Raw genomic sequence first — 22,483 nt, 5'->3', positions numbered from 1 at the left:
GTCCGGGGCGTTTCCGCGTCAGCTGATCAGAGGTTGATCATGTGGCCGGCGAGGCCGTGGAAGGCCTCCTGCACGGCCTCCGACAGCGTCGGGTGCGTGTGGACGTTGCGCGCGGCCTCGAGAGCAGTGAGGTCCCACTTCTGGGCGAGCGTCAGCTCGGGCAGCAGCTCCGAGACGTCGGGGCCGATGAGGTGACCGCCGAGCAGCTCGAGGTGCTCGCCGTCCGCGATGAGCTTGACGAAGCCGATGGGCTCGCCCAGGCCGTTCGCCTTGCCGTTCGCCGAGAACGGGAACTTGGCGACCTTGACGTCGTAGCCGGCGTCGCGCGCCTGCTGCTCGGTGAGGCCGAACGAGGCGACCTGCGGCGAGCAGAACGTGGCGCGCGGCATCATGCGGTAGTCGCCGAGGGTCATCGTCTCGGTCTTGCCGATCGTCTCGGCGGCGACGACGCCCTGCGCCTCGGCCACGTGGGCCAGCTGCAGTTTGGCGGTGACGTCGCCGATCGCGTAGATGTGCGGCACGTTGGTGCGCATGTGGTCGTCGATGTCGATGGCGCCGCGGTCGGTGAGCTTCACGCCGGTGTTCTCGAGCCCGAAGCCCTCGACGTTTGCGGCGAAGCCGATCGACATCATGACCTTGTCGGCGTCGATCGACTGCGTCTCGCCGCCGGCCGCCGGGGTGTAGGTCACGGTGACGCGGTCGCCGTGGTCGGTGACCGTCTCGACCTTGGTCGAGGTGAGGATGTCGACGCCGTAGCCCTTGTACTGGCGCGCGATCTCCTTGGAGACGTCGGCGTCCTCGTTGGGCAGGGCCCGGTCGAGGAACTCGATGATCGTGACCTTGACGCCGTAGTTCACCATGACGAAGGCGAACTCCATGCCGATGGCGCCGGCGCCGACGATGACGATCGACTGCGGCAGGTCGCGGGCGAGGATCTGCTCCTCGTAGGTGACGATGTTGCCGCCGATCTGCACGCCGGGAAGCAGGCGGACCTTGGAGCCGGTGGAGATGATCGCGTTGTCGAAGGTGACGTCCTCGGTGGAGCCGTCGGCCTTGGTCACACGGATCGCGTTCGGACCGGTGAACGATCCGCGCCCCTCGTACTCGTCGACCTTGTTCTTCTTCATCAGGTAGTGGATGCCCTTGACGTGGGTATCGGCCACCTTGCGGCTGCGATCCCATGCGACCCCGAAGTCGAAGTGCACATCACCCGAGATGCCGAACAGATCGGCCTTGTGGTGGAACTGGTGCGCGAGGTCGGCGTTCTTGAGCAGAGCCTTCGAGGGGATGCAGCCGACGTTGAGGCAGACACCGCCCCAGTACTTCTCTTCGATGATCGCGACCTTGAGGCCGAGCTGAGAAGCACGGACGGCCGCGACGTACCCGCCGGGCCCCGCGCCGAGGATGGCGACGTCGTAGTGAGGCATGCTTCCAGCCTAGTGGTCGGCCGGAGGCTCGGAGTCGGGCTGCGAGGGGGCGCCCGGAGCGCTCGCGGACGAGGCGGCGAGGGCCTTCTCGCGCCGCGAACGCGACACCAGCAGGTAGACCACGGCGGCCACCAGCGCGAGCGCCAGCACCCCTGCGATGACCCACGGCCACGCGCTCGGTGCGTCGTCGGAGGCAGGAGCGCTCGTCGCGGTCGGGGTGGGCTCGACGGTCTCCGTCGGCGCAGCGGTCGCCGTCTCGGACGGCGTCGGCGCCGTGGTCTCCGTGGGCGCCGGCGTCGGTGCAGGCGCTCCCGCGACCGTGAACGAGAACTCGCCCGAGATGGGATGCCCGTCGCTCGAGACGACCTTCCACAGCACGGTGACCGCACCGGACGCCTCACCCGCGAGCGGCTGCGTCAGCACGTTGTCGTTCACGACCGGGGCACCGGCGGTGAGCGCGGTGCCCGCGGCATCCGTCACCTCCACGACCGATGCGCCCTCGTCGTCGGCGATCTCGGCGCTGAACGTGAGCGTGAGCTGCGCGGGAAGAGCATCGAGACTGCTGTCGGCGGCGGGATCGCTGCCGAGCAGCTCATCGTGCGCCTGAGCGGGGGACGCCGTGCCCAGCACGACGGCGAAGGCGACCAGCAGGGCGGCGACGAGCGCGGAGACGGGGGCTGAGAGCCGCTTGTGAACTCTGTGTGACATCACGCGATCGAGCCTATCCGGCCCTTCGATCCGGGCGTTCCGAGGTCTAGCATGGCCGCAAGGCGGGGGATCTGCCCGCCGACCCGGTGACGGAAGGATGGCGGCGATGGACTCCATGATGATGGACGCCATGTCGAAGGCGTCGATGCCCGGCATGGACACCATGGACATGTCGGTGATGCAGGCCTGTATGGACGCCTGCTCGGCCTGCGAGCAGGCATGCACGGTGTGCTCCACGCAGATGATGTCGTGCGCGCCCGCGTGCATGAACTGTGCGGACATGTGCAACACGATGATGCGCGCCATGATGCGCATGCAGGGCATGACCCCGGCGGCGATGATGTCGATGCTCGACGCGTGCATCGCGATGTGCCAGGTCTGCATGGACGAGTGCATGGAGCACGCGGACCACAGCGAGGTCTGCAAGATGTGCGCTCAGGCCTGCCAGGCGTGCATGGACGCCTGCATGGCGATGAAGAACTCGATGATGGCGATGGGCTGAGGCCCGTCGCCTTTCTCATTCCTCCTGCGCGATACCCCGCGCAGGAGGAATGCACGATCGCGGCGGGACCGGTCAGGCTTCGGCGAGCTCCGCGCGGAGGACGTTGAAGCGCGCCCCGCCGACGGCGAGCACGTGGTAGCGCTCATGCAGCGCGACGGGCGTGCCCGGGGTCGCGGTCACCGCGGCGCCCACGCCGTTCCACAGCACGATCGACGTCGCGTCCGCCAGCGTCCGGACGATCACGAAACCGGAGCGCTCGTCGGACTCCTCGACGATGGCATCCGCCCACTCCGACGGCGTCGCCGACGCCAGGCGCGCCTGGATCAGGTGCAGCGCGTGGCCGGGAGCGAACGAGGAGCAGCTGCCGCCGTGGTCGCACATGCACGCCGCACGCTCACGCACCTGGAGGGGCGGGATGTGGCTGTGCGGGCTGGACACGGTGGTCTCCTTCTCATTCGACGAATCGTCTACGGTCCTGCCAGGCTAGGCGGGCACGTGTTCCGGCGCATCTCGCGCGACACGTGGCGAAACATTGCAGTACGAGCGCTTTTCCGGGTGCGCCGAGGCTCCGCCTCACCCCGCGGACGCGCCGGAGCTCTCGGGAGTGCCGGTGGCGGTGATCGGGGGAAATGGGGCGCAAACGACCTCGTCGCAGCCGAGGTCGATCGGATAGGCTGAACGGATAGAGGAGGAAACCGTGGAGCACGACCGCCGACCCGATCAGGGCGACATCCGCCGCGCAGCAGGGGCCGACGCACACGAGTCCGACCGTGCCGCCGACACCACGCAGACGTTCGGCCACGACTCCGATCTCTCGTTCGTGCCGTTCGGCAGCGAGCTCGGCGATGCGGAGCTCGACGCGATCGATGCCCTCCCCTCCGGTGCTGCACTGCTGCTCGTCCGTTCCGGACCCACCGCAGGCGCCCGCTACCTGCTGGACTCCGACGTGACGACCGTGGGGCGGCATCCCGAAGCCGACATCTTCTTCGACGACGTCACCGTCTCGCGCCGCCATGCCGAGATCACGCGCTCCGGCACGACCTTCGAGCTGGTCGACCAGCGCTCCCTCAACGGCACCTACGTGAACGGCGAGCGGGTCGACAGGGCCACGCTCACCAATGGCGCCGAGGTGCGCGTCGGAAAGTTCCGCCTCAACTTCTTCGTCTCGCCGGCCGACCTCGCCCGGGCGGCGGACGCCTGATGCCCGCGGCTTCCGCCCACGAAAGGGCGTCGTCCGCGGGTCTTCTCAGTATCGGGCAGGTTCTCGCACGCCTGTCACCGGAGTTCCCGTCCCTGACCTCGAGCAAGCTGCGCTTCCTCGAGGTGCAGGGGATCGTCACACCGCTGCGCACCGAGTCGGGGTACCGCAAGTTCTCTCAGGACGACCTGGAGCGGCTGCGCCTCGCGCTGACGCTGCAGCGCGACCACTACCTGCCGCTGTCGGTCATCCGCGACTATCTCGAGGACGTCGACGCCGGTCGCGACCCAGCCACGCCGACCGCAGTGCCGCCTCCGTCGATCGTGCCCGCGCCGCGCCGCTACCGCCGCGACGAGATGCTCGCCGCCGCCGGTGCCGCCCCGCAGCTGCTCAACGACGCCATCAGCACGGGCATCATCGCCGGCGCCGAGTCGTACACGGAGCAGTCCGTCACGCTCCTGCGCGCGCTCGTCGCCCTCGACCGGCACGGCATCGAGCCGCGCCACGTGCGTGCGCTGCGACAGAGCGCCGAGCGCGATGTCGCCCTCGTCGAGTCGGCGCTCGCCCCGCTCCTGCGACGGACGGATGCCTCGTCCCGCGGTCGTGCCGGCGAGCTCGCGCCCGAATTGACCCGGCGTCTCGACGACGTGCGGGCGATCTTCGTGCGCGCCGCGCTCGACCGCATGCTCGCCTGATCAGCCCGTCAAACCAGGCGAGCCGAACAGCCTGCGCCAAGCCCGGAACCGGTCGCGGAGCCCGTCCAGGCGTGCGACACGCCGACCTGCGAACAGCGGATGTCATTGCCGCGAGGGGGAGGCTGATCTAGCGTTGAGGTATTCGATTCCGGAGGGGGGAACGAGCATGACCGGAGACGTGGCTGCAGGTGAGCCATTCGGTGCCGAACTCCTCTTCACCGACGGACTTCCTGCGATGGACGACGAGGTCGGCTATCGCGGTGCCGTGGCGGCGAAGGCCGCCGGCATCACCTATCGTCAGCTCGACTACTGGGCTCGCACCGAGCTCGTGGAGCCGACCGTGCGGGGCGCGAGCGGGTCGGGCTCCCAGCGGCTGTACGGCTTCCGCGACATCCTGGTGCTGAAGCTCGTCAAGCGACTGCTCGACACCGGCATCTCGCTGCAGCAGATCCGCACCGCCGTCGACCAGCTCCGTGCCGCCGGCATCCGCGATCTCGCCGGCACCACCCTCATGAGCGATGGCGCGTCCGTCTACCTCTGCACATCTAACGACGAGGTCATCGACCTCGTCAGCCGCGGCCAGGGCGTGTTCGGCATCGCCGTCGGCAAGGTGCTGCGCGAGGTCGAGTCCGAGCTCGTCGAGTTCGAGTTCGAGCGGCCCGACCCCATGGACGAACTCGCGGTCCGCCGCGCCGCCCGCTCCGCCTGACTCACGCGAGCGCCGGCTCGACCCGTCCTCGCTCAACAGTGGTGGCGTTGAAGGCCTGAGCCAGGTCGGCGATCAGGTCGGCCGGGTTCTCGAGGCCGATCGACAGGCGCACCAGCGCGTCCGAGGGCTTCGCGTCCGACGCCACCGGGCGATGTGTGAGAGCGGCCGGGTGCTGGATGAGCGAATCGACGCTGCCCAGCGACACCGCGTGCGTGAACAGCTCGACCGCCGCCGTCAGCGACGATGCGGCGTCGAAGCCGCCGGCCAGCTCGATCGCGATCATCGCGCCCGGACCCGACTGCTGAGTGCCCACGAGCCCGCGCGGATCGCTCGCCGCGAAGCCGGGGAAGTGCACGCGCGCTACCTCGGGTCGAGTCGTGAGCCACTCTGCGACGACGCGGGCGCCCTCCTGCTGCGCCCGCATGCGCACCGGCAGCGTCGCGAGACCGCGGTGCAGCAGGTACGCGGAGAGCGGGTGCATGATCGCACCGGTGATGGCGCGCGTGCGGCGCAGCGCCGCGGCGAGCCGTGCGTCGCAGGCGACCACTCCGCCGACGACGTCACCGTGACCGCCGAGGTACTTCGTGGCGCTGTGCAGCGACAGTGCGGCACCGAGATCGAGTGGATGCTGCAGCACGGGCGTGGCGAACGTGTTGTCGACCAGCACGGGCACGTCGCCGGCCGCAGCGACGACGGCGCGGATGTCGACGAGTTCGAGCGTCGGGTTGGCCGGCGTCTCGAGCACGACGAGCGCCGTGTCGTCACGCATCGCCGCGGCGACCGCGTCGGGGGCGCAGAACGAGGTCTCGACGCCGAGCAACCCCGATGCGAGCAGATGGTCGGTGCCGCCGTACAGAGGACGCACCGCCACGACGTGGCGGCGCTGGGACTCGTGCGTCAGCGCGAGCAGCACCGCGGTGACCGCGGCCATGCCCGACGAGAACGCCACCGCCTCCTCGGCGTGTTCGAGGCGCGCGAGGGCGTCTTCGAACCGGGCGACCGTCGGGTTCCACAGCCGCGCGTAGACGTTCGAGCCTCCTTCGAACGGGTGGCCGCCGGTCGCCAGCACCTCGTACGACATGCCGCCGAGCTCGATGCCGGGCAGCGGATTGGTCGACGAGAGGTCGAGGGGGAGTGCGTGGACGCCCAGCGCTGCGAGATCGTCGCGGCCGGCGTGCACGGCAAGGCTGTCAGGGTGCAGCGTCATCGATGCCATGGCGATATGGTCAGTGATCGAGAGCCGATTAGCAAGTCCTGATCACTCACGCGTGCACAAAGTGCGCAAAGTGTTCATCGAGTGAGCAGACTGGTCACCCGCGCGGATGCCGGGATGCCGGCATCCGTCGCCGTCAGGAGCGCGTGTCTTCGGGGACCGGGATGCGGCCGGTGCGCATGACGCGGTCGAGCAGCGAGTCGAAGTCGGCCGCGAGCTCCTGGGCGGAATCGCCGGGCCAGATGTGCAGGGGCTTCGCGGCACCCTGCGCCTGCTGCAGCGAGGTGCGCTCGGGCAGCTGCGGGCTCAGCACGAGGGGGCCGAACATGTCGCGCAGCTCCTTGATGCGGAACTGGTGCTCGATCGACTGGGGGCGCACGCGGTTGACGACGATGCCCAGCGGCTGCAGGCGAGGGGAGAGGCCGCGGCGGATCTCCTCGATGGCGCGGAGGGCGCGGTCGGCTGCGGCGACCGAGAACAGGCCGGGCTCGGTGACGACGATGACGCGGTCGGATGCCGCCCACGCGGTGCGCGTGAGGGCGTTCAGCGACGGCGCGCAGTCGATGAGGACGAGGTCGTAGTCGGCCTCGATGGTGGCGAGCGCCTCTTCCATCTTCCAGACGTCGCGCACGCTCGGGTGCGGGCCGTCGAAGTTGATCGCGGACGGGCTGCCGATCATGACGTCGATGGTGCCCGGATGCACCTTCGCCCAGCCGCTGGAGGTGATGGCCTGGCGGACCGTCTTCTCCTTGGGATTGGCGAGGACATCGGCGACATTCAGTCGACCGGCGACTTGGATGTCCATGCCCGTCGATACGTCGGACTGCGGGTCGAGGTCGACGACGAGCGTGCGGACACCGCGGGCGAAGGCCGCCGACGCGAGTCCGAGAGTCACGGTCGTCTTGCCGACGCCACCCTTGAGCGAGCTGACGGATAGGACGTGCACAAGGCACCACGTTACCGTCCCCTAGGCTGTGAGCACACTCAGCCTGTTTCCAGAGGCCCACCCGCGCCGCCGCTCACGGAGGTCGAATGTTCCGCAAGATCCTGGTCGCGAACCGAGGCGAGATCGCCATCCGGGCTTTCCGCGCCGCGTATGAGCTGGGGGCCCGCACCGTGGCGGTGTTCCCGTACGAGGACCGCGGCTCGCTGCACCGGCAGAAGGCGGACGAGTCGTACGAGATCGGCGAGAAGGGCCATCCGGTCCGCGCGTACCTCGATGTGGACGAGATCGTGCGCGTCGCGAAAGAGGCCGGCGCGGACGCGATCTACCCGGGCTACGGCTTCCTGTCCGAGAACCCGGAGCTCGCCGAGAAGGCGGCCGCGAACGGCATCGCCTTCATCGGTCCGCCCGCCAAGGTGCTCGAGATGGCCGGCAACAAGGTCACCGCCAAGCACCACGCGGTCGCGGCGGGCGTGCCCGTTCTGCGCTCGACCGAGGCCTCGGACGACGTCGACGCCCTGCTCGGCGAGGCCGACGAGATCGGCTTCCCGATCTTCGTCAAGGCCGTCGCCGGCGGCGGCGGACGCGGGATGCGGCGCGTCGAGCGCAGCGAGGAGCTCGCCCCGGCACTCGCCGAGGCGATGCGCGAGGCAGGGAGCGCCTTCGGCGACGCCCGCGTCTTCCTCGAGCAGGCCGTGCAGCGCCCGCGCCACGTCGAGGTGCAGATCCTCGCCGACGCGACGGGCGAGACCGTGCACCTGTTCGAGCGCGACTGCTCGGTGCAGCGTCGCCATCAGAAGGTGATCGAGATCGCCCCGGCGCCCAACCTCGACCCCGCCGTCCGGGACGCGCTGCACGGCTACGCCGTGGCCTTCGCCCGGTCGATCGGCTACGAGAACGCGGGAACGGTCGAGTTCCTCCTCGAGACGGCCGGTCCTCGCACCGGGGAGGTCGTCTTCATCGAGATGAATCCCCGCATCCAGGTCGAGCACACCGTCACCGAGGAGGTGACGGATGTCGACCTCGTGCAGTCGCAGATGCGCATCGCCGCCGGGCAGACGATCGCCGAGCTCGGCCTCACGCAGGACCGCATCCAGCTGCGCGGAGCCGCGCTGCAGTGCCGCATCACGACCGAGGACCCATCGCAGGGGTTCCGGCCCGACACCGGCCGCATCACCACCTACCGCTCGCCGGGCGGCGCCGGCATCCGCCTGGACGGCGGCACCACCGCCGCCGGCTCGCAGATCAGCCCGCACTTCGACTCGATGCTGGCGAAGCTCACCTGCCGCGGCCGTGACTTCCCGGCCGCCGTCGCCCGCGCCCGCCGAGCACTCGCGGAGTTCCGCATCCGCGGCGTCTCCACCAACATCCCGTTCCTCCGTGCCGTCCTCGACGATCCCGCGTTCATCGCGGGCGACGTGAGCACGTCGTTCATCGACGAGCGCCCCGAGCTGCTCACCAGCAACCCGTCGCGCGACCGGGCGACCAAGCTGCTGAACTGGCTCGGCGACATCACCGTCAACCGCCCCTACGGCGACAAGCCCCTGTCGGTCTCGCCGGGCAGCAAGCTGCCCGAGATCGACCTCGCCGCCGCGCCGCCCGCCGGCGCGATCGCCCGGCTGCGCGAGCTCGGCCCCGAGGGGTTCGCCCGCGCGCTGCGCGAGCAGAGCGCCCTCGCCGTCACCGAGACGACCTTCCGCGACGCCCACCAGTCGCTGCTCGCCACCCGGGTGCGCACGCGCGACCTCGTGCGGGTCGGTCCGCACGTCTCGCGGATGACGCCCGAGCTGCTGTCGGTCGAAGCGTGGGGCGGTGCGACCTACGACGTCGCACTGCGCTTCCTCGCCGAGGACCCGTGGGAGCGTCTCGAGGCGCTGCGCGAGGCGATGCCGAACATCCCGATCCAGATGTTGCTGCGCGGCCGCAACACGGTGGGCTACACACCGCGCCCGATGGAGGTGACGGACGCGTTCGTGCGCGAGGCCGCGGCCACCGGCGTCGACATCTTCCGCATCTTCGACGCGCTGAACGACGTGTCGCAGATGCGTCCGGCGATCGACGCGGTGCGCTCGACCGGCACGGCGATCGCCGAGGTGGCGCTCTGCTACACCTCCGACCTGCTGGACCCGGCGGAGCAGCTCTACACGCTCGACTATTACCTGCGTCTCGCCGAGCAGATCGTCGAGTCGGGCGCGCACATCCTGGCGATCAAGGACATGGCAGGGCTGGTGCGCCCGGCCGCCGCCGCGAAGCTCGTCACGGCGCTCCGCGAGAACTTCGACCTGCCGGTGCACCTGCACACGCACGACACCGCAGGCGGCCAGCTCGCGACCCTCCTCGCGGCCAGTGCCGCTGGTGTCGATGCCGTGGACGCCGCGGCGGCGCCGATGTCGGGAACCACCAGCCAGCCGTCGCTCTCGGCGCTCGTCGCCGCCCTCGCGCACACCGATCGCGACACCGGCCTGAGCCTGCAGGCGGTGAGCGACCTGGAACCGTACTGGGAGGCCGTGCGCCATCTGTACCGCCCGTTCGAGTCGGGACTGGCCTCGCCGACGGGCCGCGTCTACCACCACGAGATCCCGGGCGGACAGCTCTCGAACCTCCGCCAGCAGGCGATCGCGCTCGGCCTCGCCGACGACTTCGAGCTCATCGAGGACATGTACGCCGCCGCCGACCGGATCCTGGGCCGCATCCCGAAGGTGACGCCGTCGTCGAAGGTCGTCGGCGATCTCGCGCTGGCACTGGTCGCGGTGCGCGCCGATCCCGCCGACTTCGAGGCGAACCCGCAGAACTACGACATCCCCGACTCGGTGGTGGGCTTCATGGCGGGCGAGCTGGGCGATCTGCCGGGCGGGTGGCCGGAGCCGTTCCGCACCAAGGTGCTCGAGGGTCGCACGATCTCGATCGACGTGCCCGAGCTGACCGCCGACGAGCGCGAGGGCCTCGGCGGCGACACGGCGCTGCGCCGTCGCACGCTGAACCGGCTGCTCTTCCCTGGCCCGGCACGCGAGTTCGAGAAGAACCGCGAGGCGTACGGCGATCTGACCGCGCTCGGCACGCCCGACTACCTCTACGGCCTCAAGCCGGGGGAGGAGCACGTCGCCGAGATCGACCCGGGCGTCCAGCTGTACGTCGGGCTCGAGGCGATCGGCGAGGCCGACCCCAAGGGCATCCGGACGGTGATGACGACCCTCAACGGCCAGCTGCGCCCGGTGTTCGTGCGCGATCGCAGCATCACGGTCGAGGCGCGCCAGGTAGAGCGCGCCGACACCACGAAGCCCGGGCAGGTCGCGGCACCATTCTCGGGCGTCGTCACGCTCAAGGCGGCCGTCGGCGACACCGTGACAGCGGGGGAGCCGGTGGCGTCGATCGAGGCCATGAAGATGGAAGCGGCCATCACTGCACCCGTCGACGGCGTCGTCGACCGCCTCGCGATCGCCGCGACCGCGCAGGTCGATGCGGGCGACCTTTTGGTCGTCATCCGTCCCGCCCAGTAGCCTGGAGGGCGGCATACGCCCGATATGCGCCCCGGCACCGGCACAGGCGCCGTCTTCCCAGGAGAACTTCGCAGTGACGCCCGATCGCACCGAACACACGCCCGACGAGCCCGAGAACGGGGTGCTCTCCGAGACGGGCAGCATCGACACGACCGGTCTCGGCATCCTGGGTGGTGCGACGGCGCAGGTGAACGTCGAGCTGCCGTCCGAGTCCGACGACGACCTTGCCGATGACGACGTCATCGACGACGAGGTGCCGTTCATCATCGAGATCCCCGCCGACGCGGACCTTCCCGTCATCGCGTCCGCGCCGGCCGCGGAGTATCCGGCCGACACGACCGAGGCGGAGATCATCGAGACGAACGCCGATCTCGAGGAGTGGACCATCGAGGGCGAAGGCTTCGCGGCCGCGGCCCCGGTGGAGGACATCGCCGACGCCGACGAGGTGCTCGAGGTGCTCGAGGCCGCCGAGACGGCCCAGGCCGAGGAGTACCAGGCCGAGACGGTCCATGCCGAGGAGCACCAGGCGGACGAGCAGGCGGCTGCCCCCGTGGCCGCCGAGGACGCGGCCTCGGCGGCGTACGTCGTCGAGGACGAGCCGGGTGTCGCAGCGGAGAGCATCGAGCCCGCGTTCGAAGCCGCTGAGCCCGAGTCCGAGGAGTCCGAGCCCGCCGGCGACCAGCCTGCCGCGGCGGCCGTCACCGCCGAGCCCGCCGCCGCCGAGCGTGCCGTCGATGAGTTCGAGGTCGTCGACTTCGACGCCGTCGAGTTCGAGGACGCGGACTTCGATGAAGAGTTCGATCCCGCCGAGTTCGACATCGTCCTCGCCGAGGAAGAGGTCGAAGCCGCTCTGGCGGAGAACGCCGCAACGGGAGACGATGTCATCGCGACCGACGACACCGCGGAGGAGCCTATGAGCGCGAAGACCCCGGCCGACAACGGCGAGGACGCCGGCACGACGGATGCCGCGGCCGCGGCATCCGCGCCCCCGACGTCGCCCGCACCGCCGTCGGTCTCGGCCGCCGCCGCTGCCGCGAAGACCGCCACAGGCCCGACGCCCGCGACACGCCGCGCAGCGAACCACACCGGGGCGCAGCCCGTCGTCGAGCGCTCGGCCGTCGAGCGCGCCGCATTCCCGCGCGCAGACGTCACCCTGTCGTCGAAGCGCCTGGGTGAGTTCGAAGCCGACCGCGAGACCGCCGACCTGCTCACCGCCGACCGGCTGCTCGACCCCCACCAGGTCGTGCGGCCAGAGCCCGAGGGCGCCTGGCAGCATTTCGTCTACTCGATCTCGGGTCGGCGCATCAACCTCGGCGACAGCAAACGCGCGAAGGCGCGCAAGGATCTCGACCGTCGCATCGCAGCGCCCCTGACCGGCGGCGCGCGATTCGTACCGGTGCTGTCGCGCAAGGGCGGCGTCGGTAAGACGACCGTCACCGCGCTGCTCGGCCAGGCGCTGGCGGACGCACGCGACGACCGCGTCATCGCGATGGATGCGAACCCGGACCGGGGGACCCTCGCCGAGCGGATCTCGAGGGACAGCGGCAAGACCGTCCGCGACCTGGTGCGCATCAGCCCCGAGGTCGTCGGCTTCAACGACCTCTCGAACATCGTCGCGCGCGACGAGACCCGGCTCGACGTCGTCGCCTCCGATGCCGACCCCCGCGTTTCGGAGGCGTTCAACGACGCCGACTACCGGAACGTCGCGGCACTCGCGGCCCACTACTACTCGGTCGTGCTCACCGACACCGGCACCGGCATCGTGCACTCGGTGATGGGCGCCACGCTCGATCTCGCCGACCAGCTCGTGATCGTCGCCGGGCTGAGCGTCGACGAGGCGCGCCTCGCGTCGGAGACGCTCACGTGGCTCGAGACGAACGGGTACGCGGACAAGGTGCGCAGCGCCGTCGTGGTGCTCAACAACGCACGCCCCGGGCAGCCGCTCGTACAGCTCGACGAGCTGGAGTCGCATTTCCGCTCCCGCGTGCGCGCCGTGGTGCGCGTCCCCTACGACGCCCACATCGCGGCCGGCAGCGCCATCGTGTTCCGCGAGCTGCAGCCCGCGACGCGGGATGCCGCACGTGCTCTCGCGGCGACCGTGGTAGAGGGCCTCCGTTCGCTCGCGCCGGCGGCCTGAGGCACCCGATGGCTGTTCGTCCCATCCGTGTCTTCGGCGACCCCGTTCTCACGGCGGTCAGCGCGCCCATCGAGAAGATCGACGACGGCGTGCGCGCCCTCGTCCGCGACCTCCTCGACACCGTCGAGCTCCCCGGCCGCGCCGGTGTGGCGGCACCCCAGATCGGCGTCGGCCTGCGGGCCTTCAGCTACAACATCGACGGCGACATCGGGTACGTCCTGAACCCCGTGCTGGTGGAGGTGTCGGGCGAGCCCGAGGCCATCGGCGAGGGATGCCTGTCGGTGCCGGGGCTCTGGCACGACGCGGTCCGCTACCCCTGGGCGAAGGTCGTGGGCATGGACCTCGACGGCAACGAGCTCGTCCTGGAGGGGGAGGGGCTGCTCGCCCAGGCGCTGCAGCACGAGACGGACCACCTGGACGGCATGCTCTACCTGAAGCGGCTCACCCCCGAGGAGCGCCGCATCGCGATGCGCGAGATCCGCGAGTCCGACTGGTTCTGACGCGGGCCGGATGAACAGAAGCCCCGGGTCCTGGAGGGCCCGGGGCTTCTGGCATCCGTCGCCGGAGTTACGAGAGCGAGACGTTCGTGGTGTTCACCGGCACGGCGTAGATCTCCTCGATGTCGCCGGCGAAGTCGGCGAGGATCACGTTGCGCTTGATGCTCATCTTGGGCGTCAGGTGACCGCTGGCCTCGGTCCATTCGCTCGGAAGGATCGTGAACTTGCGGATCGACTCCGCGCGGGACACCGTCGTGTTGGCGCGATCGATCGCACGCTGCACCTCGGCGCGCACCGCGTCGTTCTTCGCGGCATCGGCGAGGGACATGTCGGCGGACAGGCCGTTGTTCGACAGCCACGTCGGCAGCATCTCGGGGTCGAGCGTCACCAGCGCGGCGATGAACGGCTTCTGGTCGCCGACGACGACGACCTGGCCGACGATCGGATTGGCGCGGATCGGGTCTTCCAGAGCGGCGGGCGCGACGTTCTTGCCGCCGGCGGTGACGATGATCTCCTTCTTGCGACCGGTGATCGTGAGGAAGCCCTCGTCGTCGAACGCCCCGATGTCGCCGGTCTTGAACCAGTCGCCGTCGAAGGCGTCGGCCGTCGCCTCGGGGTTGCGCCAGTACTCCTTGAACACGTTGATTCCGCGCACCTGGATCTCGCCGTCATCGCCGAGACGGATGCCGACGCCGGGGATCACGGGGCCGACCGTGCCGATCTTCGACTTGCGGGCCTGGTTGACGGTCGCCGGCGCCGTGGTCTCGGTCAGGCCGTAGCCCTCGAGGATGGTGACGCCGAGGCTATGGAAGAAGTGCCCGAGGCGGGGGCCGAGCGGCGCGGAGCCCGAGACCGCGTAGGCGATGTTGCCGCCCATGGCCGTGCGGAGCTTGCTGTAGACGAGCCGATCGAACAGCGCGAACTTGATCTTCGTGCCCAGCGGGACCTTCTTGCCCTCCTGCTTCAGACGGGAGTGTTCGACCGCCGTGTGCGCAGCGGCGCGGAAGATCTTGCCCTTGCCGCCGGCCTCGGCCTTCTGCTCGGCGGAGTTGTACACCTTCTCGAAGACGCGCGGCACGGCGAGGAGGAACGTCGGCTTGAAGGAGCCGAGCGCGGGCAGCAGCTGCTTGGTGTCGGGCTGGTGCCCGGTCTTCACACCGGCGTGGATGTCGAGGATGGAGATGAACCGCGCGAACACATGCGCGGTCGTGATGAACAGCAGGGTCGACGCGCCCGGGGTGGCGAACACCTCCTGGTTGGACAGCGTCGCGTTGCGGGTGAGCTCGACGAAGTTGCTGTGCGTGAGCACGCACCCCTTGGGGCGCCCGGTCGAGCCCGACGTGTAGATGAGCGTGGCGATGTCGGCGCCGTTGGCGATACTGCGCCGGCGCTCGATCTCGTCGTCGGAGACGCCGGCGCCCTCGGCGATGAGCCGGTCGAGGTCGCCGCTGTGCATCTCCCACGCGGCGCGGATGAGCGGCAGCTCGTCGCGCGCCGCGGCGAAGCGGGCAGTGTGATCGGACGATTCGGTGATGATCGCGATCGCACCGGAGTCGGTCAGGTTCCACGCGATCTGCGCCGTCGAGCTGGTCTCATAGATCGGTACCATCACGGCACCGGCATAGAACAGGGCGAAGTCGACCAGCGTCCAGTCGTACGTGGTGCGGGCGATGAAGCCGACCTTGTCTCCGGGCTCGATGCCTCCGGCGACGAAGCCCTTGGCGAGCGCAATGACCTGCTTCTGGAACTCGGCCGCGGTGATGTCGCGCCAGCCGTCGCCATCGGGCACGGCGAACAGCGCGCGGTCGGGCGTCGCCTTGACGCGCTCGACCAGCAGGTCGGTGACGTTTGCCTGCGGATCGGCGGGGACTATGGCAGGGACTTCGAACTGAACCACGGCAGCTCCTTCGGTACCGGACGGATGAATCTCGGGTGGATCTCATCCGAGTCTAATCGGCCGTCACATCGCGGACAGTGGCGGGTGTGGACGAAGACCGCCTGGATAGACTTCAAGGCGCTGTCGTACGTGCGGCGGCCGGAGAGGGAGATCGTGCTCAAGGTCGGTATCGACATCGGCGGAACCAAGATCGCGGGAGGCGTCGTCGACTCCGACGGCGGCATCGTCGAACAGCTCCGTGTCGACACGCCGACCGACACGGCCGCGCTCGCGCAGGCCGTGGTCGACATGGCCCGGTACTTCCGCGCGACCCACCGGGTCGCCGCCGTCGGCGTCGCGGCCGCCGGCTTCATCGACCGCGACCGCGCCACCGTCATCCACGCACCGAACATCGCCTGGCACAACGAGCCGCTGAAGGCGACGCTCGAAGACGGCATCGGCCTCCCGGTCACGATCGAGAACGACGCGAATGCCGCCGGCTGGGCCGAGTTCCGCTTCGGCGCCGGACGCGACGTCGACCACATGGTCATGCTCACCATGGGCACGGGCGTCGGCGGGGCCATCGTCCTCGACGGCAAACTGTTCCGCGGCGGCCACGGCATCGCCGCAGAGCTCGGCCACACGCGCTTCATCCGGGACGGCCTGCTCTGCGGGTGCGGACAGCACGGCTGCCTCGAGCAGTACGCCTCCGGCCGCGCGCTCCAGCGCGAGGCCGGTGAGATCGCCGACGCCGGCGGGATCGGCGCGGCCCTGGCCGCCCACCGCGCCGAGCACGGCTCGATCAGCGGCCCGGCCGTCTCGCGCCTGGTCCTCGCCGGGGACGCCGGCGCCGCAGAGGCCCTGCGCCGCGTCGCGACCGCGCTCGGCGAGGCGTGCGGCGGCTTCCAGGCGGTGCTGGACCCCGAGTTGTTCGTCATCGGCGGCGGCGTCGCCCAACTCGGCGATGCGCTGCTCGAGCCGATGCGCCTGGCGTACGAGCGGTCGCTGCCCGGCTACGGCGACCGGCCGATCGCGACCTTCGCCATCGCGAGGCTCGTCAACGACGCCGGCCTGATCGGCGCCGCCGACCTCGCCGGCACAGAGGCGTAGCGGGATGTTCTATTGGCTGATGAAGTACGTGGTCATCGGGCCGATCGTCAAGGCGATCTGGCGCCCGTGGATCGTCGGCCGGCGCAACGTCCCCGCAGAGGGAGCCGCGATCCTTGCCAGCAACCACCTGTCGTTCGTCGACTCGATCTTCCTGCCGCTGATGCTCGACCGTTCGGTGTCGTTCCTCGCCAAGAGCGACTACTTCACGGGCAAGGGCCTCAAGGGCTGGGCGACGCGCATGTTCTTCAAGGGCACGGGGCAGCTTCCGATCGACCGCTCTGGCGGCAAAGCCTCGGAGGCCTCGCTCAACACCGGCCTGCAGGTGCTGGGCCGCGGGGATCTGCTCGGCATCTACCCCGAGGGCACGCGCAGCCCCGACGGCAAGCTGTACCGCGGCCGCACCGGCATCGCGCGCATGGCGCTCGAGGCGCACGTCCCGGTGGTGCCGGTGCTGATGGTCGACACCGACACGATGATGCCGATCGGCACCACGATCCCGCGCATCGTGCGGGTGGGCATCGTCGTCGGCGAGCCCCTCGACTTCTCGCGGTTCGCGGGCATGGAGGGCGATCGCTACATCCTGCGCTCGATCACCGACGAGATCATGGTGGCGCTGCAGCGGCTGGGCGAGCAGGAGTACGAGGACGTCTACGCGTCGACGGTCAAGGACCGCCTCAAGAAGAAGACTCGCTGACCGCCCGGCGAACGGGCGTCACGCGGCGCCGGCGCCGACCTCGTCACGGCTAGACTCGAGGGATGCTTCAGCAGCTCGACGCACTCGACCACTGGCGGACCCTGCCCATCAAGCAGCAGCCCCAGTGGTATGACGCCGAGGCGGCGGTCGCGGCATCCGCTGAGCTGGCCACACTGCCCCCGCTGGTGTTCGCGGGTGAGGTCGACAACCTGCGTGACCGTCTCGCCCGTGCCGCGTCGGGCCGCGCGTTCCTGCTGCAGGGCGGCGACTGCGCCGAGACCTTCGCGGGGGCGACCGCCGAGCAGATCCGCAACCGCATCAAGACGGTGCTCCAGATGGCCGTCGTGCTCACGTACGGCGCATCGATGCCGATCGTGAAGATGGGTCGCATGGCGGGTCAGTTCGCCAAGCCGCGCTCGAGCGACACCGAGACGCGCGGCGATGTCACGCTGCCGGCCTACCGCGGCGACATCGTCAACGGCTACGACTTCACTGAAGGCTCGCGCCAGGCGGACCCGCAGCGGCTGCTGAAGGGCTACCACACGGCGGCGTCGACCATCAATCTGATCCGCGCGTTCACGCAGGGCGGCTTCGCCGACCTCCGCGAGGTGCACTCCTGGAACAAGGGCTTCGCGCAGAACCCCGCGAACCAGCAGTACGAGCGTCTCGCGACCGAGATCGACCGTGCGATCAGGTTCATGGAGGCTGCCGGCGCGGACTTCGACGAGCTCAAGCGCGTCGAGTTCTACACCGGTCACGAGGGCCTGCTCATGGACTACGAGCGGCCGATGACGCGGATCGACTCGCGCACCGACACGCCGTACAACACGTCGGCCCACTTCCTGTGGATCGGTGAGCGCACCCGTGATCTCGACGGCGCGCACGTCGACTACTTCTCGAAGATCCGCAACCCCATCGGCGTGAAGCTCGGGCCGACGACGACGCCCGAGACGGCGCTGGCGCTCATCGACAAGCTCGACCCGAACCGAGAGCCCGGCCGTCTCACGTTCATCACGCGCATGGGCGCGGGCAAGATCCGCGACGCGCTGCCGCCGCTCCTGCAGGCCGTGCGCGATTCCGGCGCCACCCCGCTGTGGGTCACCGACCCCATGCACGGCAACGGCATCACCACGCCCACCGGCTACAAGACGCGTCGCTTCGACGACGTCGTCGACGAGGTGCGCGGCTTCTTCGAGGCGCACCGCGCGGTCGGCACATTCCCGGGCGGCATCCACGTCGAGCTCACCGGCGACGACGTCACCGAGTGCCTGGGCGGCTCCGAGCACATCGATGAGGCCACCCTCGCCACGCGGTACGAGTCGCTCTGCGACCCGCGCCTGAACCACATGCAGTCGCTCGAGCTGGCCTTCCTCGTCGCCGAAGAGCTCGAGAAGCTCACCGCTCGCGCCTGACACACGCAGAAGATCCCGGATGCCTCGGCCGAGGCATCCGGGATCTTCGCTGTATCTGCGGTCAGAGCGCAGCGGCGATGCGCAGGGAGATCACGGTGCCGCGGGGCTCCAGGTCCTCGGCATCGGGCTTCTGCGATTCGACCTGCGTGAACGGATCGGGGAAGGCATCCCAGCGGGCGTCGTAGTCGATGGTGAAGCCGGCATCGGTGGCCGCGTTGCGGGCTTCGGCGAGCGTCATGCCGACGAGATCCGGCACAGCGAACAACGGGGGACCCGTCGACACCACGAGGGTCACGGTGTCGCCCGGGGCGAGCCAGCCGCCGTCCTCCTTGCCGATGACCCGGATGACGCGGCCCTCGTCGACCGAGTCGCTCGCCTCGGTCTGGCTCGGTTCCGCGACGACCAGCTCAAGGCCCTCGAGGGTGCTGCGGGCCTTGCCCTCGCTCTCGCCCGAGACGTCGGGCAGAGGGCCGAGCGACACCTGGAGCCGGGCGCTGTCACCCTGGTGCACGGTGCACCCGTCGATGCACGGGACGTCCTGCGAACCGTCGTCGGGTGCGCCGACGGGCCGGACGAAGGCGCCGATGACGGTCCCGGCGGCGGCATCCGTGAAGAACGCGGCGCTGTCGTCGGCGACCGAGACGGACTGCGCCGTGAAGGCCGATCGGGCATCGGCCTCCGACATGCCGGCGAACGACGCGAAGGTGGCCTCGGCCGGACCGAGCGAGACGAAGACGTTCACCTCGGTGTCCTTGTCGACGCGTGTGCCCTGCGGGGGGTTCGTGCGGATGACCTGCCCGGCGGCGACCTCGAGGCTGTTCTCGCCCTGCTGCACGGCGACGAGGGAGTCCGCAGCGAGGATCTCGGATGCCTCGTCGAACGTCTTCCCCGTGACATCGGCGACAGCCACCAGGGATCCGGGTCCCGAGCCGAACCACCACCCGAGGCCGCCCGCGAGAGCCGCGAGCAGCAGCACGAGCACGATGAGCCAGGCGCCTCGCGAGCGGCGGCGCTGCGTGGCGCGGCGAAGGCGGCCGGCGTTGTCGACCTCTTCCATCGCGGCGGTGGGCCCGGTCGGCGTGCCCGGCAGCACTGCGGTGAGTTCACCCGTGGCCGTGGTGTCGTCGCGCACGATCCCGATCGGACCGGTGCGCGCGACGACGGGGGAGATGCCGAGCTCGCGCTCGATGTCGCGCAGGCGCTGCAGCATCTCGCGCGCGTCGAGCGGGCGCTCATCCGGCGACTTCTCGGTCGCCCACAGCACGAGTTCGTCGAGGGGTTCGGGCACGCCCGGATTCTTGACGCTCGGCCGCGGCACGGAGTCGGTCGCGTGCTGGAAGGCGATCTGCATCGGCTGCTCGCCCTTGTAGGGCTGCTCACCGGTGAGCATCTCGTAGAGCATGATGCCGATGGCATAGATGTCGCTGCGCGCGTCGGCGGTGCCACGGGTCACGAGCTCGGGAGCGAGGTAGGCGATCGTGCCGAGCAGCTGCGCGCCCGACGCGGTGTTCGCGGTCGTGGCGCGGGCGAGCCCGAAGTCGCCGATCTTGATGCGGCCGTCCTCGGCGAGGAGCACGTTCTCGGGCTTGACGTCACGGTGCACGATGCCGGCCTTGTGCGCGGCGGCGAGCCCCGACAGCACGGCGTCGAGGATCGACACCGCCTGCGGCACGGTCAGCCGCCGCTGCTCGCGCACCAGCTCACGCAGTGTGATGCCCGGCAGGTACTCCATGACGAGGTACGCCATGTCGCCGTCCTGACCCTGGTCGAACACGTTCACCACGTTCGGGTCGGCCAGCCGGGCCGCCGCGCGGGCCTCCTGGATGAACCGGCTCTGGAACACGGTGTCGTCGCTCAGGTGGCCGTGCATGACCTTGAGGGCGACGCGCCGCTCGAGGCGCAGATCCGTGGCGACGTACACGGTCGCCATCCCGCCGCGGGCGATGCGAGCACGCACCCGGTACCGGCCGTCGACGAGACGGCCGATCAGCGGGTCCGTCTGCTGACTCGTGCTCACGCTGAGAGTCTACGGACGCGGGCCTGCGAGGAAGCGGAGCGCCTCACCCCGCGAGATCGTAATGTGACGCTTCCGGATCAGCCGAGCGCAGCGAGCCACGAGTGCGCCGGCGCCTCCCACTTCGCGTACGCGTCGGGATAAGCCGAGATCTGCACCGCCTGGGCGGCCTGCGTGAACGTCAGGCCCTCCCATCCGGCGATGTCGAGGAGACCGCGCGTGCGGGGTCCGTTCGGGTCGCCCGAGCCGCCGAAGAAGGCGCGGGTCGCGCGCGCGGCATCCTGCACCTCCGCCTCGGTGCCCCAGTCGTAGCTCGGGCGCTGCTGGAAGAGGCCGAGCGAGTCGCGATCGCCCCACGTGACGTTGCGCAGCGACGACTCCTGCATCGCCGTGCCGAGGGCGATCGCGATGCCGCGATCGGACACCCCGAGTTCGCGGCCGATGCGCACGATCAGCTGCGCGTTGGCCACCTGCTCCGAGGTCAGCCCCGGCACGGAGGAAGCGGATGCCGGGATCCGGAGAGTCTGGCCGGGGTAGATGATCGAGGACCGATCGAGCCCGTTGGCCGACAGCACGGCATCGATGCTCACGCCGTACCGCTTCGCGATCGCGCTGACCGTGTCGCCCGCCGAGATCGTGTGCGTGCCGGCGGCCGGCGCGCTCGGAGCGGGAGCCGGCGCCGGAGCCGGCGCAGGAGCGGATGCGGCGGGCGCCGCGGCGCCGGGAATCGTGAGCGTCTGGCCGGGGTAGATGATGGACGACCAGCCGAGCCCGTTGGCCGACAGCACGGCGTCGGTGGTGACGCCGTGGCGCTTCGCGATCGCGCCGACCGTGTCGCCCCCTTGCACGGTGTACGAGCCGCCGGCGGGTGCCGCTGCCGGGCTCGCCGGCGCAGGTGCGGCGACGGCGCCCGCGGCCAGCTTCAGTACCTGCCCCGGGTAGATGGTCGAGGACCAGCCCAGGCCGTTGAGCGCGAGCACGTCGGCGGTGCGCAGCCCGAAGCGGGCGGCGATGCGGCTCACGGTGTCACCGCGCTGCACGGTGTACGTCGCGGGTGCGGCCTCAGCGGTCACGCGGGCGACGGCGATGACCGCCGCGTGCGCGGCGATCCCCTCCGCAGGTCCGGCGAGCGCCCTGGGCACCGAGACGGTCGCCACTGCGGGGCCCGCGGAGCGGATGCCGCGTAGCACGTGGTCGGCGCTCTGAGCGGCGGCATCCGTCGGCGCGGCATGCGCCGGAACGGCCGAGAGCGTCAGCGCGATCGAGCCGGCGACGGCCGCCGGAACCCCGGCCATGAGCATCCGCGAGGCGGCGCTCCGATGGGCATTCTTCCTGGTACTCCGCACCTGTCGCACGAGTTTTCCCCCCTCAGTCGACTCCGAAAACCGTGTCACGGAAGTCATATGGTGTCAACGGCTGTTATAAGAAGAGGCCTGTGTGACAGAAGTGGCTGAAGTGCAATGGGCTCGGCCTCGCTGCGATCTGAGATAGTTGCTTTCGTGACCTCTGACGCGCCCCGCTTCGAGACCGACTGGCTCACCCTTCCCGACCTTGTGGAGGTGCTCGGCGAACCCCTCGGCCGCGTGCGCCGGCTGCTGGACGAGTTCCACCTCGTCGGATCCAAGCGCGACGGCGTCCTGAAGGTCCCGGCCGTTTTCATCGTCGACGGGCACCCGCTGCCGTCGCTGCGGGGCACCGTGTTCGTGCTCCATGACGTGGGGTTCTCGGACGACGAGGTGATCGACTGGCTGCTGAGCCCCGAGGAGTCGATCGGAATGTCGCCGATCGAGGCTCTGCTCGCCGGTCGCAAGAGCGAGGTCCGTCGGGTCGCGCGCACCGTGGTCTGAGCGG

The 22,483-nt window shown here is 70.1% G+C and carries 19 protein-coding genes; 11 read left to right on the top strand and 8 right to left on the bottom strand.

Annotated elements, in window-relative coordinates; translation table 11 throughout:
• Nucleotides 1–26 precede the first annotated feature (26 nt).
• On the bottom strand, nt 27–1,427 hold the full coding sequence (gene lpdA / locus MRBLWS13_RS04090; RefSeq protein ID WP_349427764.1) for a dihydrolipoyl dehydrogenase: 1,401 nt from the start codon (nt 1,425–1,427) through the stop codon (nt 27–29).
• Nucleotides 1,428–1,436: 9 nt separating this feature from the next.
• On the bottom strand, nt 1,437–2,135 hold the full coding sequence (locus tag MRBLWS13_RS04085) for a copper resistance CopC family protein (RefSeq protein WP_349427763.1): 699 nt from the start codon (nt 2,133–2,135) through the stop codon (nt 1,437–1,439).
• Nucleotides 2,136–2,241: 106 nt separating this feature from the next.
• Here MRBLWS13_RS04085 and MRBLWS13_RS04080 point away from each other — a divergent pair, with 106 nt between their 5' ends.
• On the top strand, nt 2,242–2,637 hold the full coding sequence (locus tag MRBLWS13_RS04080; protein ID WP_349427762.1) for a hypothetical protein: 396 nt from the start codon (nt 2,242–2,244) through the stop codon (nt 2,635–2,637).
• A gap of 72 nt (nt 2,638–2,709) precedes the next feature.
• On the opposite strand, the gene MRBLWS13_RS04075 is transcribed toward MRBLWS13_RS04080, so the two are convergent.
• Complete coding sequence (locus MRBLWS13_RS04075) at nt 2,710–3,075, bottom strand: hypothetical protein (RefSeq protein ID WP_349427761.1); 366 nt, start codon at nt 3,073–3,075, stop codon at nt 2,710–2,712.
• 259 nt (nt 3,076–3,334) lie between these two features.
• Here MRBLWS13_RS04075 and MRBLWS13_RS04070 point away from each other — a divergent pair, with 259 nt between their 5' ends.
• From MRBLWS13_RS04070 to MRBLWS13_RS04060, 3 genes are all read left to right on the top strand, one after another.
• Nucleotides 3,335–3,838: an FHA domain-containing protein gene (locus tag MRBLWS13_RS04070; RefSeq protein WP_331910068.1), complete on the top strand. Its 504-nt coding sequence runs from the start codon at nt 3,335–3,337 to the stop codon at nt 3,836–3,838.
• Nucleotides 3,838–4,530, top strand: a complete 693-nt coding sequence (locus MRBLWS13_RS04065; RefSeq protein WP_349427760.1) for a MerR family transcriptional regulator — start codon at nt 3,838–3,840, stop codon at nt 4,528–4,530. Before MRBLWS13_RS04070 ends, MRBLWS13_RS04065 begins: the two co-directional genes overlap by 1 nt.
• 166 nt (nt 4,531–4,696) lie before the next feature.
• Entirely contained in the window at nt 4,697–5,239 is a 543-nt protein-coding gene (locus MRBLWS13_RS04060) for a MerR family transcriptional regulator (RefSeq protein ID WP_308867592.1), read from the top strand.
• Nucleotide 5,240: 1 nt separating this feature from the next.
• Here MRBLWS13_RS04060 and MRBLWS13_RS04055 read toward each other — a convergent pair whose 3' ends face one another.
• Together MRBLWS13_RS04055 and MRBLWS13_RS04050 are read right to left on the bottom strand one after the other, a co-directional pair.
• Complete coding sequence (locus MRBLWS13_RS04055; protein ID WP_349427759.1) at nt 5,241–6,455, bottom strand: aminotransferase class I/II-fold pyridoxal phosphate-dependent enzyme; 1,215 nt, start codon at nt 6,453–6,455, stop codon at nt 5,241–5,243.
• A 133-nt stretch (nt 6,456–6,588) separates the two neighbouring features.
• Nucleotides 6,589–7,398 carry a ParA family protein gene (locus MRBLWS13_RS04050; protein WP_308867590.1) on the bottom strand — a complete coding sequence of 270 codons (810 nt, stop codon included), beginning with the start codon at nt 7,396–7,398 and terminating at the stop codon, nt 6,589–6,591.
• A gap of 86 nt (nt 7,399–7,484) precedes the next feature.
• Between MRBLWS13_RS04050 and MRBLWS13_RS04045 the strand changes: the two genes are divergently transcribed.
• The 3 genes from MRBLWS13_RS04045 (at nt 7,485) to MRBLWS13_RS04035 (ending at nt 13,529) form a co-directional block, all read left to right on the top strand.
• Nucleotides 7,485–10,892 carry a pyruvate carboxylase gene (locus MRBLWS13_RS04045; protein WP_349427758.1) on the top strand — a complete coding sequence of 1,136 codons (3,408 nt, stop codon included), beginning with the start codon at nt 7,485–7,487 and terminating at the stop codon, nt 10,890–10,892.
• A 73-nt stretch (nt 10,893–10,965) separates the two neighbouring features.
• Nucleotides 10,966–13,029, top strand: a complete 2,064-nt coding sequence (locus tag MRBLWS13_RS04040) for a MinD/ParA family protein (protein WP_349427757.1) — start codon at nt 10,966–10,968, stop codon at nt 13,027–13,029.
• A gap of 8 nt (nt 13,030–13,037) precedes the next feature.
• Nucleotides 13,038–13,529 (top strand): peptide deformylase, encoded by a 492-nt coding sequence (locus tag MRBLWS13_RS04035; protein WP_349427756.1) that lies wholly within the window; start codon nt 13,038–13,040, stop codon nt 13,527–13,529.
• A gap of 67 nt (nt 13,530–13,596) precedes the next feature.
• On the opposite strand, the gene MRBLWS13_RS04030 is transcribed toward MRBLWS13_RS04035, so the two are convergent.
• Entirely contained in the window at nt 13,597–15,423 is a 1,827-nt protein-coding gene (locus MRBLWS13_RS04030; protein WP_349427755.1) for a long-chain fatty acid--CoA ligase, read from the bottom strand.
• A gap of 153 nt (nt 15,424–15,576) precedes the next feature.
• Between MRBLWS13_RS04030 and MRBLWS13_RS04025 the strand changes: the two genes are divergently transcribed.
• From MRBLWS13_RS04025 to MRBLWS13_RS04015, 3 genes are all read left to right on the top strand, one after another.
• Nucleotides 15,577–16,512, top strand: a complete 936-nt coding sequence (locus MRBLWS13_RS04025; protein WP_349428979.1) for an ROK family protein — start codon at nt 15,577–15,579, stop codon at nt 16,510–16,512.
• Nucleotides 16,513–16,516: 4 nt separating this feature from the next.
• Nucleotides 16,517–17,206 (top strand): lysophospholipid acyltransferase family protein, encoded by a 690-nt coding sequence (locus MRBLWS13_RS04020; protein ID WP_349427754.1) that lies wholly within the window; start codon nt 16,517–16,519, stop codon nt 17,204–17,206.
• Between the two features lie 62 nt (nt 17,207–17,268).
• On the top strand, nt 17,269–18,618 hold the full coding sequence (locus MRBLWS13_RS04015; protein ID WP_349427753.1) for a 3-deoxy-7-phosphoheptulonate synthase class II: 1,350 nt from the start codon (nt 17,269–17,271) through the stop codon (nt 18,616–18,618).
• 61 nt (nt 18,619–18,679) lie between these two features.
• Here the strand turns inward: MRBLWS13_RS04015 and pknB are convergent, their stop codons facing one another.
• Complete coding sequence (pknB, locus tag MRBLWS13_RS04010) at nt 18,680–20,635, bottom strand: Stk1 family PASTA domain-containing Ser/Thr kinase (RefSeq protein ID WP_349427752.1); 1,956 nt, start codon at nt 20,633–20,635, stop codon at nt 18,680–18,682.
• A 77-nt stretch (nt 20,636–20,712) separates the two neighbouring features.
• The gene (locus tag MRBLWS13_RS04005; RefSeq protein WP_349427751.1) at nt 20,713–21,927 is read right to left on the bottom strand and encodes a LysM peptidoglycan-binding domain-containing protein; all 1,215 of its coding nucleotides are present in this window, start codon (nt 21,925–21,927) and stop codon (nt 20,713–20,715) included.
• Nucleotides 21,928–22,092: 165 nt separating this feature from the next.
• Here MRBLWS13_RS04005 and MRBLWS13_RS04000 point away from each other — a divergent pair, with 165 nt between their 5' ends.
• On the top strand, nt 22,093–22,479 hold the full coding sequence (locus MRBLWS13_RS04000) for an Rv2175c family DNA-binding protein (protein ID WP_349427750.1): 387 nt from the start codon (nt 22,093–22,095) through the stop codon (nt 22,477–22,479).
• Nucleotides 22,480–22,483: the final 4 nt, after the last annotated feature.

The sequence above is a fragment of the Microbacterium sp. LWS13-1.2 genome (assembly GCF_040144835.1).
Taxonomy (GTDB): Bacteria; Actinomycetota; Actinomycetes; order Actinomycetales; family Microbacteriaceae; genus Microbacterium.
This window is presented reverse-complemented; position numbering and strand designations above follow the sequence as displayed.